Annotated in this window: 13 protein-coding genes and 3 pseudogenes; 11 read left to right on the top strand and 5 right to left on the bottom strand. The window is 66.7% G+C overall.

Annotated features, from left to right (window positions below):
* Positions 1-83: 83 nt before the first annotated feature.
* The 3 genes and pseudogenes from AB0H32_RS36865 (at position 84) to AB0H32_RS36855 (ending at position 2356) form a co-directional block, all read left to right on the top strand.
* Positions 84-1019 carry a transposase family protein gene (locus AB0H32_RS36865; RefSeq protein ID WP_361130224.1) on the top strand — a complete coding sequence of 312 codons (936 nt, stop codon included), beginning with the start codon at positions 84-86 and terminating at the stop codon, positions 1017-1019.
* Positions 1020-1077: 58 nt separating this feature from the next.
* Positions 1078-1239, top strand: a pseudogene (locus AB0H32_RS36860) (IS110 family transposase); the annotation flags it as partial.
* Positions 1240-1411: 172 nt separating this feature from the next.
* Entirely contained in the window at positions 1412-2356 is a 945-nt protein-coding gene (locus AB0H32_RS36855; RefSeq protein ID WP_361130221.1) for a 5,10-methylenetetrahydrofolate reductase, read from the top strand.
* Between the two features lie 48 nt (positions 2357-2404).
* Here AB0H32_RS36855 and AB0H32_RS36850 read toward each other — a convergent pair.
* Positions 2405-3657, bottom strand: a pseudogene (locus AB0H32_RS36850) (IS256 family transposase).
* 1123 nt (positions 3658-4780) lie between these two features.
* On the opposite strand from AB0H32_RS36850, the gene AB0H32_RS36845 reads away from it, so the two are divergent.
* From AB0H32_RS36845 to AB0H32_RS36815, 7 genes are all read left to right on the top strand, one after another.
* Positions 4781-5335, top strand: coding sequence for a sigma-70 family RNA polymerase sigma factor (locus AB0H32_RS36845; RefSeq protein WP_361130218.1), 555 nt, complete (start codon positions 4781-4783; stop codon positions 5333-5335).
* Positions 5320-5967: a hypothetical protein gene (locus tag AB0H32_RS36840; protein ID WP_361130215.1), complete on the top strand. Its 648-nt coding sequence runs from the start codon at positions 5320-5322 to the stop codon at positions 5965-5967. The genes AB0H32_RS36845 and AB0H32_RS36840 overlap by 16 nt, the downstream gene beginning before the upstream one ends.
* Before the next feature lie 110 nt (positions 5968-6077).
* Positions 6078-7661 (top strand): beta-propeller fold lactonase family protein, encoded by a 1584-nt coding sequence (locus tag AB0H32_RS36835; RefSeq protein ID WP_361130213.1) that lies wholly within the window; start codon positions 6078-6080, stop codon positions 7659-7661.
* A 16-nt stretch (positions 7662-7677) separates the two neighbouring features.
* The gene (locus tag AB0H32_RS36830; RefSeq protein ID WP_361130210.1) at positions 7678-8397 is read left to right on the top strand and encodes a DUF1775 domain-containing protein; all 720 of its coding nucleotides are present in this window, start codon (positions 7678-7680) and stop codon (positions 8395-8397) included.
* 2389 nt (positions 8398-10786) lie between these two features.
* Positions 10787-11470, top strand: coding sequence for a hypothetical protein (locus tag AB0H32_RS36825; RefSeq protein ID WP_361130208.1), 684 nt, complete (start codon positions 10787-10789; stop codon positions 11468-11470).
* Positions 11471-11623: 153 nt separating this feature from the next.
* The gene (locus tag AB0H32_RS36820) at positions 11624-12499 is read left to right on the top strand and encodes a hypothetical protein (RefSeq protein ID WP_361130206.1); all 876 of its coding nucleotides are present in this window, start codon (positions 11624-11626) and stop codon (positions 12497-12499) included.
* Between the two features lie 97 nt (positions 12500-12596).
* Positions 12597-13616 (top strand): hypothetical protein, encoded by a 1020-nt coding sequence (locus AB0H32_RS36815; protein WP_361130204.1) that lies wholly within the window; start codon positions 12597-12599, stop codon positions 13614-13616.
* Between the two features lie 130 nt (positions 13617-13746).
* On the opposite strand, the gene AB0H32_RS36810 is transcribed toward AB0H32_RS36815, so the two are convergent.
* A complete protein-coding gene (locus AB0H32_RS36810) occupies positions 13747-13902 on the bottom strand; it encodes a hypothetical protein (protein ID WP_361130203.1) in 156 nt (51 codons plus the stop codon).
* Positions 13903-14683: 781 nt separating this feature from the next.
* Between AB0H32_RS36810 and AB0H32_RS36805 the strand changes: the two are divergent.
* A pseudogene (locus AB0H32_RS36805) lies at positions 14684-15545 on the top strand (alpha/beta hydrolase); the annotation flags it as partial.
* A 774-nt stretch (positions 15546-16319) separates the two neighbouring features.
* On the opposite strand, the gene AB0H32_RS36800 reads toward AB0H32_RS36805, so the two are convergent.
* From AB0H32_RS36800 to AB0H32_RS36790, 3 genes are all read right to left on the bottom strand, one after another.
* Positions 16320-17137 (bottom strand): IS5 family transposase gene (locus AB0H32_RS36800; RefSeq protein WP_361130200.1). Its coding sequence is split into 2 segments (ribosomal slippage): positions 16320-16786 and positions 16786-17137, totalling 819 coding nucleotides; the frame shifts between segments, so codons are not numbered across the junction.
* A 155-nt stretch (positions 17138-17292) separates the two neighbouring features.
* Positions 17293-18012 (bottom strand): zf-HC2 domain-containing protein, encoded by a 720-nt coding sequence (locus AB0H32_RS36795; RefSeq protein WP_361130198.1) that lies wholly within the window; start codon positions 18010-18012, stop codon positions 17293-17295.
* The gene (locus AB0H32_RS36790) at positions 18009-18569 is read right to left on the bottom strand and encodes a sigma-70 family RNA polymerase sigma factor (protein WP_361130195.1); all 561 of its coding nucleotides are present in this window, start codon (positions 18567-18569) and stop codon (positions 18009-18011) included. The genes AB0H32_RS36795 and AB0H32_RS36790 overlap by 4 nt, the downstream gene beginning before the upstream one ends.
* Between the last annotated feature and the right edge of the window lie 1189 nt (positions 18570-19758).

Here is a 19758-nt window from a genome sequence, read left to right as displayed (position 1 = left end):
GCGATCACTGCCTCACCCGGCGCCTAACGACCTCGTGCACGGTTGGCCGTGGCTCGGCGTCCAGGTAGCTCGTTGAGCTGGGCATGATGGGGGCTGGGGCGCGTGAGTTGATCGTTGCGGAGTACCGGGTCACCGGGCTGTCGCCGACGGTGCTCGCTGAACTCGTTGCTGAGGTAGGGCCGTTGTGGCACGAACGGCATCAGGCACGTCTGACGGCTCGGCCGCGGCGGCGGGCTGTAGGAGCCGGGGCGAAGCACAAGTTCGTTTTCGTCGACCGACTGCTGGCCACACTGGTGAGTCTGCGCCATGGCACCACTCATGACGTACTGGCGTGCTGGTTCGGAGTGGACCGCTCCACCATCACCCGTGCCATCGGCGAGGTGCGGCCCCTGCTCGCGCAGCGGGGCTGTACCGTCGCGCCGGGCCTGCGGCTGGGCACCCTCGCCGAGGTCATCGACCACCTGGGTGCCGACGGTCAGACCGGGATCATCGACGGCACGGAGATCCGTGTGCGGCGCCCGGCCACGGGCCGCAAGGACCGGGACAAGTTCGTCTCCGGCAAGACCAAGCAGAACGCCGTGAAGTCCATGGTCCTCACAGATACCGAGGGGCGCGTGCTGTTCTGCTGCCCGGTCCGGCCGGGCAGCTGTGCCGACATCACCCAGGCCCGACAGCTCGGACTGGCCGAGCTCCTGGCCGACAGCCCGTTCATGGAGATCCTCGCGGACGCCGGTTACCAGGGCATGGGCGCGCAGACCGGCGGACGCGTGGTGACGCCACCACATCGCAAGTTCAAGAAGAACGCTCCCGCCTGGTACGAGGAGCGGCACGAACTACAGCGCAAGGCGCACTCCTCACTGCGCATCCGCGTCGAGCACGGCATCGCACACCTCAAAAGCTGGCGGGCTCTCGCCCGCCACCATGGCCGACGCGAACACATGAGTGACATCGTCCAAGCCGTCGCCGGACAGCTCTCACACCAGCAGATCGCCACCCTTTCCCGTGGCCTTCAAAGGTGAACACCGCCAGCTCCGCCACCCTCGACGTGCCACGGCCAACCGTGCACGAGGTCGTTAGGCTCACTACCGCAGGCGGCACGACAACCACGGAGACTGGCATGCCGCCACAGAGCGCAACCTGTTCGACTGCATGATCGGCCAGCTCTACCACTGCTTCCAGAACCACACACTGTTCGATGAGAGCACGGCCTTCCCCACTGAACTCCCGGTTGCCGCTTGACATGACAATCGTCTGAGGTGTCTACGAGCAATTGTCAAATCCTGTGGATCTGATCGCCCCCTCACTGCCGGGCGTCGATCGCATCGTCAGATGCGATGACGACGAGCCGTGTTCCGTCTCACAGACTGGCGCTTTGCCCGTTGTCGGTGGATGAGCTGCTAGCTTCCGCGTCATGGTGGACCGTGGCGACAGCACAGCCGACCGGATGCTGGTGGCCGGTGCCGAGGGTGGTGTCCTGCTGTTCGGTATCACGCCGCCGCGGCTGAGCACCACGCCCGAGCGGATCCGGGAGATCACCGCGGCCACCTTGGCGCGGTTGGACTTCCTCGATGTGGACGGTCTGGCGCTGTACGACATCGCCGATGAGAGCGACCGCAATCCGGCGGAGCGGCCTTTTCCGTATCTACCGACGATCGATCCCGCCGTGTATCACGCGGAGTACCTCGGCGGGTGGAACCGCCCCGCGGTCATCTACCGGTGCGTCGGCAAGTACACCGAGGCGGAGCTGCGGACCTGGCTGCAGATGGCCGACACCGACCGCGTGCTCTCCGTCTTCGTCGGCGCGTCCTCGAAGGGCAAGGCGGTGCGGACCGGCTTGTCCGAGGCGCAGGCCCTGCGCCTTGACGCCCGTCCGGACCTGCTGCTCGGCGGCGTCGCCATCACCGAACGCCCCGAGGAGCATCAGCGGCTGCTCGCCAAGCAGCAGGCGGGATGCGCGTACTTCATCTCGCAGGTCATCTACAACGCCGACGCGGCCAAGACCATGGTCTCCGACTACTACTACGCTTGCCGCGAGCGGCAGCTGGAACCCAAGCCCGTCCTGTTCACGCTCTCGGTGTGCGGGTCGGTGAAGACGCTGGCGTTCCTCAAGTGGCTCGGCGTGGACGTCCCACGCTGGCTGGAGAACTCTCTGCGCCACGCGGACGACACGCTGGCCGAGTCCTACCAGCACTGTCTGGCGAACGCCCGCGACTTGATTGCCTTCTGCCGCAAACTCGGCATGCCGTTCGGGTTCCTCGTGGAGAGCGTGTCGATCCGCAGGGTCGAGATCGAGGCTTCGGTCGCTCTGGCTGCCGAACTGGGCGGACTGCTGGGACGAGGCCGACCGTCCGCATGAGGCCGGTCGTGAACGCGCAGCTGCCGAGTCCTGCGATCGGGACGTAGCTCAGGCTGCTGTCATCTCCTCGCGTTCGACAAGGACGCCCTTGTCGAAGCGGGCTCCGGCCCGCACGAGGGCGACCAGGTGGGGAGCGTTGACCGCGCGCCAGCGGTCTTGCGCGGATTCGATGAGCTTGGACGTCATGGCCAGGGCGGCCGAGCGGGACCCGGCGCCGCGGGTGACCTTAGTGCGCAGCCGGACGGTGGCGAAGGTGGACTCGATGGGGTTCGTGGTGCGCAGGTGGATCCAGTGTTCGGCCGGGTAGTCGTAGAACGCTAGCAGCACGTCCTCGTCGTCGACGATCTTCGCCGCGGCCTTGGGGAACTTCGCGCCGTACTGCCGGGCGAACGCCTTAACGGCGGCCTTGGCCTGGCTTTTGTCCTCGACGTTGTAGATGTCTGCGATGGCGTTCTTCGCCGCCGGCTGCGCCGACTTCGGGAGGGCGTCGAGCACATTGGCCGTTTTGTGCACCCAGCACCTCTGCTCGCGGGTCTCGGGGAACACCTCGCGTAGCGCCTTCCAGAACCCCAGCGCGCCGTCGCCGACCGCGAGCACCGGAGCCCGCATGCCGCGCCGGGAGCAGTCACGCAGCAGGTTCGCCCACGATTCGCCAGACTCCCGGTAGCCCTCGTCCAGGGCTATCAGCTCCTTGCTGCCGTCGGCGCGGACACCGACCATGACCAGCACGCATGCCTTGGCCTCGTCCAGGCGCACCTTCAGGTGCACGCCGTCGGCCCACACGTAGACGAAGTCGGTCTTCGTCAGTCCCGTTTCTGGAACGCTTTGTGATCGTCGCTCCACTGCGCGGTCAGCCGCGACACGGTCGCCGACGACAGCCCGGCGGCCGAGCCGAGGAACTGTTCCAGTGCCGGGACGAAGTCGCCGGTGGACAGGCCGTGCAGGTACAGCAGCGGCAGCACCTCCGATATCTTCGGGGTCTTGCGGGCCCACGGCGGCAGGATCGCTGAGGAGAACCGTTTGCGCTCCCCGGTCTCGGCATCGATCCGCCGGTCGTTCACTCGCGGCGCTTTCACCTGCACCGGCCCGGCCGAGGTGGCTATCGTCCGCTCTGCGTGGAAACCGTTGCGCACGACCAGACGGCGACCACGCTCGTCACGCTGGTCGACCAGGTCAGCGAGATAGCCGTTCACCTCCGCTTCCAGCGCGGCAGCCAGCATCCGCCGGGCGCCCTCCCGGACGATCTCGTCGATCAGGAAGCCGTTCGGCGTCGTTCCGGCGGCATCAACTACGGTAAGCATGGGCGTGCCCTCCAGCCGACGCGCCAACGCCGGCCTACTCAGTGACCTTCGAATCGATCACTCGGGAGGGTGCGCCCTCACCGAGCCGATCCACAGGTTCTGAGCATTGCTCAGGTGTCTATGCGGTCACAGCACTAGCGTGTTGGTCAGCCACCTCGTGTTGACGGATCCCGGTACGGTTACTGCGAGATGAGTGCGTCGACCTGCGCCGTTGTCCAGCGCCTGGACCTTTCTGGGCGCCGACGCCGAAGGGGACCGCCTGGGCGGCGCCATGGATCCCGTGTTCTTCAGGCCAGTGCGGACCCCTTCATCGCGCGGCGGGATGGCGGTGGAGATGCCGACCAAGCAGAGTTCGGCGGACAGCTCATCGTCGACCGCGGAGGCCGCAGCCCTGGGTCGTGTCACCAACCTGGCGCACGTCGTCGATCTTGGCATGGGGGTACGTGGCCGCCGAGTTCCCGATCCTGATAGTTGGTCTCGCTGCCGAGCGCCTGGTGGCTCGCCGGATCGAGGAACGAGACCGGCCTGCCGTCCAGCTGGAACTCGGCGCCATCCGGGCTGATCGCCCCGGCGAGTGTCTTGGCCGGGGTCGACTTGCCGAATCCTTAGTTGCTGATCAGTGCCACCACTTCGCTCGCGTACACCCTGAAGTTCGCCCGCCGCAGTGCCTGGACATGCTCGTACGTCTTAATCAGCCCACGTGCTTCTAGCAGTGGCTCTGCCACTGTTCCTCCTTGTGCCGTCCGGTGCGACGTGCTTGCCCCGTAAGGTCTGGCACTGCCGTGCCTCCCTCGGAGGACCGGAGGCAGTTGTCAGCCCCAACCAGTTGACGCCGAAATTGACATCATCCACGTGAATGTCAACGACCCCCATCACGCTCCTTCGCCACCGAATGCGAGTGAGGGGCTTCCTGATCATGTGGTCGCTTCCGTGTGTAAAACAGGTCGCACGGCCGCCGCTTGACGCCAACCCGCATGGTGTGTTTTAGGTCACATCATCTGTCATCAACACTGCCACCCTCGCCCGCGTATCCCCTCGCGCAAATCACGCATGGTGAGATCGGAGGCTGTCGGATGAACGCGTGGCATGCCGGAAACGACAGGCGCCCATAGTGGGCGTCCGGATGTGGCGCGTACGACGGAAGAAGGCCGAAGACGCGTCGTTGGGCAGCGAAGAGGGGGTGCGGGCTGCCTATCGCGAGTACGGCGGCGAACTACTGGGCTTCGCCCGTAACGCGCTTGGTGACCCCCAGTTGGCGGAGGAGGTCGTGCAGGAGGTATTCCTGCGGGCCTGGCGAGCCTCGGATTCCTTCGACAGCAGGAGGGGGAGCCTGCGGACCTGGTTGTACACCATCGCCCGCAACGTGATTGTGGACGCACACCGACGGCGGGAGGTCCGGCCGGCCGTGGCCCATGCGGAGGAGGCGGGGTGGGACAAGGCGGCTGCGGGTATTGATCCGTATGACCAGTTGCTTGCGCGTATAGAGCTGCGTGAAGCGCTGGACCGTCTATGCCCCGAGCACCGACAAGTGATCATCGAGGTGTACTTCCTGGGCAGGACCTGCGCCGACCTGGCCGACGAGTTGGGCATCCCGGCTTCCAGCGCCCGCAGCCGCCTGTACCACGGCATCCGTAGGCTGCGTGGCATTCTCGACGAGAACGGATGGCTGGCACCATGAACGACTTCTGCATTGCGATCCGCGAGGAGGTCACCGAACTCCTGCTGCTGGGCAAGCCGCTGCCCGCTTCTCTCGCCCGCCATGTGGCGTCGTGCGAGGGGTGCTCAGAGGAAGCAGAAGGAGTGCGCCGGGTGGTGCGGACATTCGAGCGTGCGGACTCCCTCCGTGTCCCGTCCGCCCTCCCTGACGTCAACCGGGCATCCGCCGTTGCGCCGTCGCAGCCGCGGGGACGCATCCGGCGCCGGGTAGCGGCCGGAATCGCGTCCGTGGCGCTTGCGGCGTGCGCAGGCTTCGTGACCGTCGTGGCGACCTCAGGCAACGACACCCACACATCCGTCGCCTCGGTCCGTGTCGCACAGGACGGTGAGATGATCTCGCGGCCCTGGGGCACTGAGATCCCTGTGTCGTTGTCCGGGCTACGGGACGGCGGCACCTACCGGCTCATGACAGGCAACGCCCGTGGCGACCGGGTGCAGGCCGGCAGCGTGCAGGCGAGTGGGCAGAGCGATGCCCCAATGCGCATCCGCCTGACCACCGCCATGAGCAAAAACACCATCACCACGCTGTACGTCCAGGACGCGGACGGGCGCTTCGTCGCCCAGGCCCCAGTGGGACCGCATCGCAGTTCCTGACACGGGGCGCCATCCTGCCCCGTCCCCGACTACCCCCGAACAAGGGCCGGTTGCATGCCTGCCCCTTTCTCAGCGCACCTCACAGGTGCCCCTTATGTGGAGGTTTGTTAGTGATTTCGATCAGAAAGGCTGCGGGTGCCGGCGCGGTACTGACCGGCATCGTCGGCACGGCCCTCGGAGTGGTGAGCGTCGCCCGGGCCGAACCGTCGCACCCGGCCACCGGTCGGCACAGCGGAGTGAGGACCATCGCAGGTGACGGCACGTCGGCGTCCGTGCCGATATCGGGCCGTGACCGCGTCTACACCGCCGACCAGACATCCAACACGGTCACGGTCGTCGACCCGTCCACCAACAAGACGCTCGGAACGATCGCCCTCGGTGCCCAGCGTCTCGGCGCTGCCCTCAGCCCGCAGTACACCAACAACGTCGGCGTGCACGGTCTCGCCTTCTCCCGTGACAACAAGCGCCTAGGCGTGGTGAGTGTCACGAGCAACACCGTCGACATCATCGACACCGCCACCAACAAGGTGATCAACGAGACCGATGTCGGCCGTGCCTCGCACGAAGGCACCTTCACCGCAGACGGCAAGCAGTTCTGGGTCGCCGACCGCGGCCGGGACACCGTCACCGTCGTCGACGCGGTGCACGGCGGTGTGCTCACGAACATCAAGGTGGGCACCGGACCCTCCAAGGTCGTCATCAGCCCCGACGGCAGGACCGCGTATATCAACCACACCAGCGCGCCCGAGATCACCGCGGTCGACGTGCGTACCCACGAGGTCCTCTACACCATCAAGGGCCTCGGCGACATCTTCTCCTCCGACGAGGCGATCTCGCCCGACGGCACGGAGCTGTGGGCCCCGCACAAGCGCGCTGGCCTGACCAGCGTCATTGACCTCAAGCACCGCAAGGTCACGGCCGTACTGAAAACCGGACCGGACACCAACCACCCCAACTTCGCCAATACAAGGAAGGGTTCGTTCGCCTACCTGACCGTAGGCGGCCTCGACGAGACCCTCGTCTATCGCCGCAACCCCAGCGGCACACCCGAGCTCGTGACCCGCATCCAGGACACGGGCCACGCACCGCACGGCATCTGGCCCAGTGGAGACGGCACCCGCATGTACGTGGGCATGGAGAAGTCCGACGCCGTCGACGTCATCGACACCGCCACCAACAAAGTCATCGACACAGTCGGCGTCGGCCAGGAGCCCCAGGCCCTGGTGTACGTGCCCAACGCAGCGCCCACCGGATCCGCCGCCAACCTCGGACGCCAGGGCCTCGGCAACGCACCCCGCAACGTGTCCACCACCCTGCCCGACGGAACGGCAGGCGAGACCATGCGCCCCGATGACAAGGGCCGACAACTGGAAGCCACGGTCCGGCCCGTCAGCGGACTCGACATGATCCAACTCCAGGCCCGCGGCCTTCAGCCGACCACCACCTACCAGGCGTACGCCGTCCAGAAGGACGGCAGTAAGACCCCTCTGCTGTCCTTCACCACGGACTCCTCGGGCAATGCCCCCCAGGTCCTGGCCTTCGCCGACTTCGCCGGCGTGAGTATCTCCCTCGTCTCCGAAGGCAAGGCCACCGCACAGACACTGGCTCGGATGTCCTCCGCGGTCGCCTCCATGCACCCGGGCTCGGACAGTGCCGTCGAGGCTGCCGACCTCCTGTACTGCGACTGCTGCTGAAAGGCCTCACGCCACCATGACAAGCCCACCTCGCATTCGCTCCAGCCGGCGCGCACACCGAGCGGCGGCAGTGCTGGGAACGGCCGCGGCAGCACTCTTCCTCCTCGCTGGGCCCGCCTCGGCACACGTGCGGGTATTTTCCGACGGCGCCAAGGAGGGTAGCCCGGCCACCCTCCGGTTCAGGGTCCCCTCCGAGAAAGCAGACGCCACAACCGTCCGCGTCGACGTCACCCTTCCAAAGGGGGTCACACCCACCGATGTCCCACCGGCCTTCGGCTGGACAGGGAAGGAAATGCCGTCTCCTGAGGACGGGGCGACCCAGGTCATGTGGACAGCCACGGCGGGCCACGAGCTCAAGCCCGACGAACACCGTTACTTCGACGTACGGGTGGGGCCGCTCCCGAAGGAGGCGAGTATCGCCTTCGACGTGGCCCAGACGTACTCCGATGGGTCGGTGGTGAACTGGAACGAGCGGCAGACGGGCGCCGAGGAGCCGGACTTCCCTACGCCCGTACTCGTCCTGGACGCCGCTGCAGCGAAGGCCGAGCAAGCCCGGCACGAAGCGGCCGCGCAGCCGACGCCGACTGGCGCCGCTGCTCCCAAGCCGGCGGCGGCCACCCAGGATGAAGGGTCGGGCGCGGAGTCGTGGCTCCCGTGGACTGTGGCTGCCGCCGCCGTCCTGGGCGCAGGCGCCGTGGTCGCGGTGCGCCGCAGGACGACTCACAACAGAGCCTGAGCGGTACAGCGGTCAGGAAGATCACCATGTCAGGAGCCGAGGGGCGGGGCAGCATCCCCTGCCCCTCCGCTCCGCATTCGCTCATCCCCGCGCTCCACCGCCTACACCAGCCGATTCATTTATGCGACCGTGAATATGAGGACATGACACCATGCCCCTGTGGTCGGTAACCTTCCCCACCCACCGTCTCGTCGGCGATACCCCTGTCCACGGCACACAGACCTGGGTTTTGGAAGCCTCCTGCCCCCGTGACGCCCTCCTCCTCGCAGCCGCTCGCACGCAGTCAGAATCCGCGCGCCGCCACCGCCGCTATGCAACGGCTGACACCAGCACAGGCCACACGGCCGTCTGGCGTTCAGGGGATTTTCTCATCAATGGCCCTGTCTCAACCCCCGAGCTCAAAGGGCCACGGTAGACCTGCACATCTTCTCAAGGAACGGTTACGAAGGCGCCATCGCCAGTCCGTGACGGCCCTTCAGGGTGCTGATGGTCGACTTCCACGGGGACTATGGCCGCCGAGGGAGCTTTGGCCTCGGCACTCTTCCGCTGCCGGGCTGGGCATCCGCTGCTGGCTGAGGCCCTGGCCTTGCGGATCGGGCCGAGCGGGGGCGCACGCTGACGGGTGCTGACGGCGCCTGGCATCCGGTCAGGAAATGGGCCCACATTTTGTCGACGGTGGAAGCGGGGCCAAGTGTTCCTGGCGAGCTGACCCGAGCTCATGTCGATGCTGTCTATGCCCGACCAGACTCGGCATCGGGTACGCGGAATGCGGACCTGAGTGAGCTGCAGAACCAGTTCAGGGACCGCTGCCTGCACCGCGAGCTACCCGTTGACGCCTTCGATGCCCTCACCAGACGCCTGAACCGTGTCGACGCGACAGGGGCAGTGGCTACTCGAACGGTGAACTCGACCGGTTGACCGCCGTGGCGAGGGCGGACATCCCCCACATCGTCCGCCGGATCCGCGCGGCCAAGAAGCTCGTACGCTAACTGCCCAACGATCCAGTCGGGTTGTCCCGCCCGGCGAGGCAGCAAGCCGAGGGTCCTGTCAAGCATCGCCGAGACCAGTGATGTTCTATGGTTGCAGGTCGGCCTCTTTGCACAGCGCTTCGTCCAGCGGACGGAACTCGCCTCTCAGTCGTTCCCGACCTGGCGCGACTTGGCTCGGCTGATGGTCTTGCTGGCTGTGGTGACCGAGCGTAACGGGGAGACTCTCATGAACTGCCGGCACCGCACCGGATTTTGGAGGGCCGCGCAGTCGAGGTCGTGGTGCTCAAGCGCCGACACGGGAACAATCGCTGGACCGAGACGGTGACCTGGGAGATCGAGCCGAAGGAGCGTGAGTCGCACACGCCCGGTGGCCTCTATCTTCTGCTACTGGAGCTGACCGCCCGCAGCCGCGGGTTCTGCGGCTCGTCCGCATCTGTGTGGTTTCTCGAACACCGGCTACCAACGGAGTGACCAGGGTGAGCACTGGGCTCCGTTCGAGTTCAGCCTTCGTCATGGGGCGAATATGGAGCTGTCCCGGTGGGCAGCGACCCGGGCCGAGCCGGTGTGTGCGGATCCTCCGCCCGAGCCGGTGACGGAGAAGCCCAACACGGCCGAGAAGCTAGACGCAATCCCCGCCATCAGTGGCCCACACCCGCTCAAGATCACTTTTCAACCGGATCAAGATGAGTGTCGATGCCCGGCGCACCAAGCAGCTCGGGGGGCATCTACCGTTCTCCGCCGAGAGCAACACGGAACAGGTGCTGTTCAGGAACTACCTCAAACCGGATGAGGCTACCCGCGGGCGGGCCGAGAGGAGTGATGGCAGAAGCCCTCGCGGATGCCGAGCAAGCGGTTCTGGAACGGACATGCGGCGGCCCTCGAACGCCGCGGCGAACCCACGGTGATCCCGAAAGGTGAGTCGTCGCTGTTCGTCGCGATCCAGTGCTCCGGTACCCGGTCAACCGGGCGGTGGAGGTGGTCGATCAAATGAGCCGTGAACCGGATCAACCAATTCCGGGCAGTCGCCACGAGGCCACGACAAGCGGGCCTGCGTCTACCTTGGCAACGCCAACCTCGCAGCCGTCCTCATCTGACTACGCACCTGATCCGAGAAGCAGCCCTTAACTCGGGGCCGAATGCCGCCTTGAAGTGGAACGTGTTGTGTGCGATGTCGATGAAGTCGTGCACGAAGCCCAACATGTCCCGGGCCTGCTGGAGTTCGTCTCAGGGTATGTTGGTGTCTGAAGCCATTCGAGCCCTCTCGCTTGCGGCGCGGTGAGGCCTGCCTCCGCGTACGACATGTATCCGACGGGCCGGAACGTTCACCACGCGCGGTCCCTTTTCTAAAACGTTCACCAACTGCGTCGAACCTTTGCTGCCTCCTGCCTCGTGTTGCAGGCATGACATCGCTTCGTACCGGTCTGCTGTCCCGTGGCATCACCGCACGCCGCCCCGTCCACCGCACCGTCGTTGCGTCCGCTCTGGTCCTGTGCGGCGTGGCGGGCTTGGCTGCCTGTGGCAAGACCATCCAGATCGGCGACGCCAGTCCGAGTACGGCTTCCTCGGCGCCCGCGGCGACGCCCTCGCCGGACGCGTCGCCGAGCGGGAACACGAGGAACAGCGCGCTGCAGGTCGTCGACACCTCGGCGCAGGAAGCCGGCCAGACCGGTAATGGCGGCACCGTCGTTGGCGCCGCGCTTCAGGAGGCTCCGCCCCGCTGGATCCAGATGTCGGCGGTGACAACGCCGACGCTCGGCTCACCGCAACTGATCAATATCAACCAGGCGACGCTGTACCGCTTCGATGAGGACACCGCCCAGCCGTCACGGTCGAACTGCAATGACGCCTGCGCCACGAAATGGCCGCCCGTGACCATCCAGAACGGCGGCAAGGTCTACTTGGCCGGGGTGAAGCACAACCAAGTCGGGGCCGTCCGCCGCCAGGACGGCCAGATTCAGATCACGGTTGGCGGGTGGCCCGTGTACCGCTTCTCTGGCGACGCCAAGCCGGGCGACCTCAACGGCCAAGGCGTCGGGGGGACGTGGTTCGCCGTGGGGCCCACAGGCGAGAGGATCACGCAGTAGCGCGTCCTCGTGTCATTTCGGATGTCAAAAGTCACGGTTGTGTCTCCAAGCGGTGCGTAGTGAACCCCGCCGTGGCCGGACTCCGTGTCAAGAGTGAAATCGCTTCGCAATCTCCGCAGCGAGCAATCATCTATCCCTCGGGGGGTTCTCTCGATGTTCCGTGCACGTGCCGTGTTTGCTTCTTGTGCCGCACTGGGTGTTCTACTGCTGTCGGCCTGTAGTCACGATGAAGGAAAGGCTGACTCCAGCCAGTCGTCCTCTTCCGCTGCCGCCGGGGCTGGCCTTGCTTTCCGGTCCGGCACAGCGAGCCAGAACAACGTCGGCGCCAATACCGGCGACTTCGCTGCTGGTGCCGCACCCGCGGCCGCGGCGAAGAAGCCGGTGGCCCGTAACTGGGTGCAATTGTCGGCCGGTAAGGCGGGTGCGCTGAATCCGGTGGTGAAAAACGGGGCAGGGTTCACTCTGTACCGGTTCGACAAGGACACCGCGAATCCATCGAAGTCAAACTGCTTCGGTGATTGCGCGACCACCTGGCCGCCTTACCTGGTCGCCAAGGGCGGGCGGGTCTTCCTGGACGGAGTGCCGAAGTCGTCGGTCGGCTTCATCCAGCGGGACGGTGCCTTCCAGGTGACCATCGGTGGCTGGCCGGTCTACCTCTTCAGCAAGGACCTGAAGCCGGGCGACACCAACGGACAGGGCGTGGGCGGCACCTGGTTCGGAGTCACTCCCGATGGCCAGAAGGCAGGCAGCACCGGCGGCGGTCAGACAGGGACTTCTGCCAGCCCGACGTCCCCTCCGGCGACCTCCGCCACCTTCTTCAACAGCCCGAACTTCGGTGACCCCTCCCAGGGCGTGGCCGGCCCGGGCTGTATGGCCGTCCGTTTCTCAGGGGCGCTGCAGATCAGTGGCTTCGCCAAGATCTGGGAGGGCGACAACTGCACGGGCAAGTCGGTGATCGTCGACAAGAGCGTGGCTGACCTCTCCAGCATCGGTCTCAGCCAGGTCAAGTCCATCCGCTTCTTCAACTGAGGCCCTACGGTCAACGGCTCACTCCAGGGTGAGCGGGACAGGGCTGTCGTCCTTACCCCCCACCCTGGAGCATCCGTCGCCAGAGAGGTGCCCCCCGATGCACTCGTCACGCCAGTCGCCGTGGGTATTCGCCGGCCTCACGGTTCTGGTCATGCTCCTGATGGCCAACTGCACCCAGGCCAAGCACAAGTTGTCTGCCTTCTCCAACCCAGTGGTCCCCGGCCTGTGGACACCGGACCGGATGGCGGAGGCGGAGAGTATCGACGACCCGGTGGCGAACAACTTGGGTGGGGACGCCGGAGTCTCGGACCCTGAGCCCAAAGCGGTACCCGCGGTGTCCGAGAAGACGCCGTACCGTGACAACGCGGCAGTTATCGGAAAGCTCTTCTTCGATACCCCTGACGGACCTCGTGTCTGCTCCGGGTCAGCGGTCACGGACCCCGCCCGTCCCGGTGCGTCCAGTCTGGTGTGGACAGCGGGCCACTGTGTGCACGCGGGGGCCAACGGCACATGGTTCCGCCACATAGTCTTCGTGCCGTCATACAACAACGAGGGACTGGAGGGTGCGGCAAGAGGCAACGCGAGCCAGGGGCAGGTCGCGCCGTTCGGTACATGGTGGGCGGACTATGCCGAAACATCTTCCCAGTGGATCGAACAGGGCGGCCCGTCCGGAGGCGCCGGCGCAGCGTTCGACTTCGCCGTACTGCACGTGCGCAGGCCGGACAGCGGCGCGACTTCCCTGCAGGAGACGATCGGGCAGGCGGCGCCCGTGTGGTTTGACGCGCCTTCGGCGACACGGATCCCGGCAATCAAGGCGTGGGGCTACCCGGCCGCGTCACCGTTCGATGGCGAACGGATGTTCTCCTGTCAGGATCGACCGGGGCGGCTGTCGGTCAACGCCGACCAGCCCACGCTCTACCGGATCGGATGCACCATGACCGGCGGCTCCTCGGGCGGTGGCTGGTTCGCCGAGAACGCTGACGGCGCGCTCGCCCTAGTCAGTGACACCTCCATTGGCCCGGCCGACAACGCTTGGCTTGCGGGGCCACACCTGGGAGCGGGTGCCAAAAGGGTCTACAGCTTCGTCAGCGACCGGTTCTCCTCCGGCGGGAAGTGAGATGTGCGATGGACGCTCTGGCAGCAGTACCGCATCGTCGTGACTGACTGGCTGGCCGAGGTCGCCGAGCCGGACTGGTTTCGGCACTGTGCCACCCGCGCTCAGGACTCACCATTCGGCACCGTCAACTTCAGCCGTCGGCGTAGGAGTCGGACCCGATGACCATGGAGGCGCTGCCCAGGTCACTGACGAGCGGATCGGACCGCGACTGCCGGGTGCCATCCACCAGAACAGTGACGGCGCCTTCGAGGTTCTCGTGCTCATCCGCGACTCGGAGAAGGCCCACGAACCTCCTACGGCACCGCTGTGCGAGGTGGTGACTGATCGTCCGCGATGTGCTGGTTCCGAACGCGGGCCGTGCGTGGCCGGTTCGGTCTGGACGAAGTCCGACTATCTGATCCGCGAGGGCAGTCCGGCTTACGACCCGGCTGCCTGACGATCTGCCGCGGTGCCCCTCTCCCCACTCACACCAGAGCGTGAGGGGACGGAGAGGAAGCCGTGGCTGGCCGTCCAGACAGCCAGGACGACGACAGCCCTGGTGGTCTCAAGCCGGCGGGGCTGTCCGGGACTGCACGGAGGACCTGGCGCACCACAGAATCGCATGCTCGTTCGGCAGAACCGACTCGGACCTGGACATGGACGTGGCGCAGCGTCGGGAGAGGGGAAGCAAGTGATGGACGCGATCACAAGCCTGACTAACGAAGAGCGCGCGGAGCTCTCGAGGAAGAACGCGGAGCAGAACAAGCGGTCGGAGAACAACCGGCGATGACCATGGCGCCGATGGGCGAATGTACGTCCGACACGTGTTTTCGCCGGTCAGTGACACCGCGAGCGGGATGCCCTGCCTGTCGGTGAGAACGTGGTGTTTACTGCCCGGCCGGGCAGGCTGCGAACGCCTTTTTGGCCCCGTCGGGCCGCCCGCACGGGGGAGGAGGCGATCACCGCCAGCGACCAGTCCAACTTGTTCTACGACCGCAGCTCTCACAGCAGCACCACGTGCAATCGATCCCACAGTTCGGGCACGGCCCCCCGGCGACAGCATGCGGTGACCATCCGTTCCCTGTAGCCGCAAGACCGTCGACCAGGTGCAGTCCGGTGAGATCGGCAAGCCGGAGATCGACGAGGAGTGGGTGACCGTCCCCGGCGGCCCCACCGGATCGGTGCAGACCCGCATCGTCCGGCCTGCCGGCGCCGAGGGCGCGCTGCCGGTGATCATCTACATCCACGGTGCCGGATGGGTGTTCGGCAACGCCCACACCCACGACCGGCTGGTGCGCGAACTGGCGGTCGGCACCGGTGCCGCGGTCGTCTTCCCCGAGTACGACCTTTCCCCCGAGGCCCGGTACCCGGTCGCCGTCGAGCAGAACTACACCGTCGCCCGCTGGGTGGTCACCGACGGCGCCGCCAAGAAACCTCGACTCCACCCGCATCGCCGTGGCCGGCGACTCCGTGGGCGGCAACATGGCCGCCGCCCTGACGCTCATGGCGAAGGAGCGCGGGGATGTGCCGCTGGTGCAGCAGGTGCTCTTCTACCCGGTCACCGACGCGAGCTTCGACACCGGCTCCTACCACCAGTTCGCCGAGGGCTACTTCCTGCGCCGGGACGCCATGAAGTGGTTCTGGGACCAGTACACCACCGACGCCGGGCAACGCGCCGAGATCACCGCCTCACCGCTGCGCGCCATTCCCGAACAGCTCGAAGGCCTGCCCCCGGCCCTGATCATCACGGCCGAGGCCGACGTGCTGCGCGACGAGGGCGAGGCGTACGCCGACAAGCTCCGCCAGGCCGGCGTCCCGGTGACCGCGGTGCGCTACCAGGGCATCATCCACGATTTCGTCATGCTCAACACCCTGCGCGGCACCCACGCCGCCGAGGCCGCCATCACCCAGGCCGTCACCGTCCTGCGCAACGCCCTGGGCGCCAACTGACCAGGCAGCACACCCAGCCCTGATCCGCCCGCATCGGGAAAGCCTTCGACGACAGGACACGGTGCCCCACGTCCGCTTCTCCTGCACCGGCCGGCATCCGCTCGTCCGGGCAAGTCTTGCAAGATCACGACCACCGGGCATCGCGCGCCGCCACGTGCTCATTCCATGCAGCTCTGTCCCGCCTTCGCCAACAACCAAGAAACTAGTGCCCCAACAGGCAACGTTCGCCCCGTCGCGACGCCCGGCACGCCCTCTCGCCGCACCGGCCGAAAGCCCAAGTACATCCAGTACGAGGACTTCCGGCCGGCACGCCGAGAGCACGCACCGGACGCCGCTCCTTCACGGGCAAACGTTGCCTGCCGGGGCACTAGGGCGCCGACCGAAGCCCTGCCATTGACGACGCAGCACGACGAAGCAGGTCAAGAAGGCTGTCCGGACATGCGGAGATTGATATGGCAGCAGATATTCGCTATCAGTTACTCGGCCACACGCGAGCGTGTCTCGGGTAATCGGAGCTCGGCGTCGGACCGCCGCAACAGCAGGCCGTGCTCGTCTGCCTGCTCCTGCGAGCGAGCTGTGCCGTCTCGGTCGACGGGGTCGTCGAGACCGTTTGGGGCGCGGCGGCACCGGACACCGCGGTCTCCTCCGTGCGCACCTACGCCTGGCGTCTTCGCAACTCCTTGGGTGAGCGGCAGGAGGGGGAACGGGCCAAAACAGCAGCGCGCCCGGCTGGACGCGATACGGCTCGCGCTCGTCGAGGAGCGCTTAGAGGTCCTAACAAAGGCGTTGGACGTGGCGGTGTGTGATGAGGCAGGTGGCGAGGCCGAGGAAGGCTTCGTGAATGTCGTCGCGTCGTTCCCAGCGGATCCGCAGGCGGCGGAATCCGTGCAGCCAGGCGATCGTGCGCTCGACCACCCAGCGGAATGTGCCCAGGCCGGTGCCGTGCGGCTGGCCTCGTTCGGCGATCACCGGGAGGATCCCGCGCTGCCGCAGGAGCCGGCGGTACTTGTCGTGGTCGTAGCCGCGGTCGGCGAAGAGCATGTCGGGCCGCCTGCGCGGCCGGCCGACGACTCCGGCCACGGCCGGGATCTTGTCCAACAGCGGCAGCAGTTGCGTAACGTCGTTGCGGTTTCCGCCGGTCAGCGACACCGCGAGCGGGATGCCCTGCCCGTCGGTGATGATGTGGTGCTTGCTGCCCGGGCGTGCGCGGTCGACCGGGCTGGGTCCGCTTTTGGGCCCCTGCGTGCGGCCCGGACGTGGGAGGAGTCGATCACCGCCCGGGACCAGTCCAGCTGCTTCTTCGACCGCAGCTTGTTCAGCAGCAACTGGTGGAGCTGTTCCCAGACACCGGCCTGGTTCCAGGCCGCGAGGCGGCGCCAGCAGGTCATGCCCGAGCCGAAGCCGAGCTCCTGGGGCAGGTACTCCCACTGGATGCCGGTGTGCAGGACGAACAGGATCCCGCACAGGGCCTGCCGATCGGGCACCCGCGGCCGTCCTTCCACCTGCTTCGGCGGCGGCTCGGGCAGCAACGGCTCGATGAGCGACCACAGTTCGTCCGACACGATCCACGGCCGCGACTGACGCTTCCTCATGACCACATCAACGAATGATCAAGCCGACAGTCACATGATCAACCCGCTTTTGTTGGAGCCAGTTAGGCTGGCCATCCACTTCGAACCGACCCCGGCCTGGGCGCGGGCATGGCTGCGCCACCGTCGTGGCCCGACTGATCGAACCTGACGTCCCATCAAAATCTGACGGAGACGTACTGTTTGCCCTGCTCATTCTCTACGACGACGGACTTGAGATTCTCCAGCGCTATGGAGGCGGACCCGTTGAGGTGGGAACCCCCGCTCTTCGTCCCTGCGGCGTTTAAGGAAGTCACCCAACTGCCCGCGTTCTGCCGTTCGCCTCCCTTTGCGACGACCACCAGACGGCAGTGTTCACCGGCCGGCACTCCGCTGACGGTGGCGTTCAGCCGGATCCAGCCGGTCGCCGGAGTGACCCGCACCGTCATCTTCGCCCCGGTGCGCGCGTCCGCAGCCGAGGCGACCTGGACGTCGGTTCCCGGTTGTGTGGGCGTGGCCGACGCAACCGGGGGGCGGGCCACGCCGTAGGACGAGGCATGGCCGGCTGCCGCATAGCCCCCGAGGAACAGGATTGCGGCGGACGCCACCGCCCCCAGCCCGGCCGTGAGCAGTCGCCGTCGTCGGGCTGCGGCCTGTTCGTCGCGGGCCTGCCGCAGCGTGCGCCGGAGCATCATCTCCCCGCCCTCGGGCGGTCCCACCAGAAAGGCCTCCGGCGGCACCTCGCCCAGTACTGCCTCGATCTCCCGTAACTCCGCCACCTCTGTCCGGCACGCCTCACACCGGGCGTTGTGTTCCTCGACCTCTGTGTTCTCCTCCGTGGCGAGCGTGCCCAGCACATATGCGCCCAGTCGTTCGCTGTCCAAGTGGTTCGTGGTCACGCCACCGCCTCCCCGGTTTCGACCCCGTTGCCGGATGTTCTGGTATACAGCTTGCGCAGTGCCTTGAGGGCGTGATGAGTCCGTGACTTAACCGTACCCTCCGGGATTCCCAGCAAGCCGGCCGCTTCGGATGCGGTGCGTCCGCGGTAGTAGACCTCGACCAGGACGGCACGGTGCTCGGGGGTGAGCTGCTCGAGTGCGTCCATGAGCACCACGGAGGTGACGACCATGTCGGCGTGGTCCGGCTGGGCCACGACCGTCGACTCAGTCTCGGCGACTTCGTTCGGCCGCGCCGCCTTGGCGCGGAACCGGTCGGTGACGATGTTGCGGGTCACCGTGAACAGCCAGGCGCGCAGCGACCCCTGGGGATCGGTGATGACCTCAGGATGGCGCCAAGCCCGGATCAGTGTTTCCTGGACCACGTCCTCGGCAGCCATTCGGTCTCCGGTCAACCGGGTCGCGTATGCCAGCAGGGCCTTGCCGTGCTCGGCATACAGGATATGAATCAGAGCCTCGTGACTCTCAGCCCCTTGGGCACGAGACCGTAAGAACGCCATCCGCCCGCTCCATCTCCATCGACTGACACATGTCACACGGAGACCGGGAGGCCGAGCGTTCAACGGTGCACTGCGACACACATCACAGCGTGTCGGTGGCGACCTGAACGGTGCCCCACTGCGGGCGGCTGAAGTCTGCCTCTTTGGGCTTCCGACTGCATGTGTTCGATGCAACCACACAGGCCGGGCGGTTATGAGAGGTACGGGTGCGAGAGCCGGCCTCGCGCTGTACGGCCCGGAAGGTGATGGGCTCGCCGCGCTTGCTCAAGGTGCGGATCGCCTTCGCTGCGGCCGCCGTCGTGGCCTGGGCTTTCGGCTTCCACAGCTGTACTCGGTCATCATCCACCCAGAACTGCTGGGCTCAGACCATGCTCAGGGTCTCAACCGCCCGCGGCCGCCGCAGTCAAGATGGTGCGTCCGGGCAGTCGTCACGTGTCCGCTCGGCGTGCCTGGTGCTGGCCTGCTCGCCGCGCGGCAGCGGACAATCCTCAATGCGGAGCCCGTAGCGGTCGAAGCGGAGCCGAGCGGTAGCCACGCGCTTGCCATTCCGGCACCGCGGCGGCGGCCAAAGCGTTGAAAGCCGCAAGCGCAGTGCCCGGCGGTCATCTCCAGCCGTGAGCGCCAGCCGGTTCTCGTTTCTCGTGGAGCCGCTCCGGCGCCCCATCCAGCAGACGCCGCGGGCGCCCGTCGGTGGCACGGCGTTCCCGGAACTCACCGGGCACGCAATGGCCAAAGGGCCGGGACCGGTCAACTCCTGCCCCAGCACACACTTGCCGTCAATACGGACCCGCACTGCGGCTGCGGCTCGGCGGTCCGAAAGCCCTTTCATGAACCGAGCACCGAGATGACGGCCAACCGGTGTGGCGGCCAGGCCGGTTGCCCGTGTCCGCGGGAGCAGACTGTGTGAACCGGAACCTCGCATGGAACCGTGGACGTAGTGACGTTCCGGTCGCCTCGCGCTCGTGTCCCTGCACACCGAACGACGGCGTCGTCCCGCGGCCGCGCGATTACCACGAGACGACCGGCTCGTGCGCGAACGGTGTCCTCGGCGGGACACCGGTCCGCTGACAGGATTGCACGGTCGACCCGGCGGTGGGGTGTGGGGGCCCACGGTGGGGGTTTTGTCGACGTGGGTGGAAAAGCGGTTTTTTTGGCTGATATAAGTGGGTTTCAACAATAAGGCGGACAG

The organism is Streptomyces sp. NPDC020362 (genome assembly GCF_040642095.1).
Lineage (GTDB): Bacteria > Actinomycetota > Actinomycetes > Streptomycetales > Streptomycetaceae > Streptomyces.
This window is presented reverse-complemented; position numbering and strand designations above follow the sequence as displayed.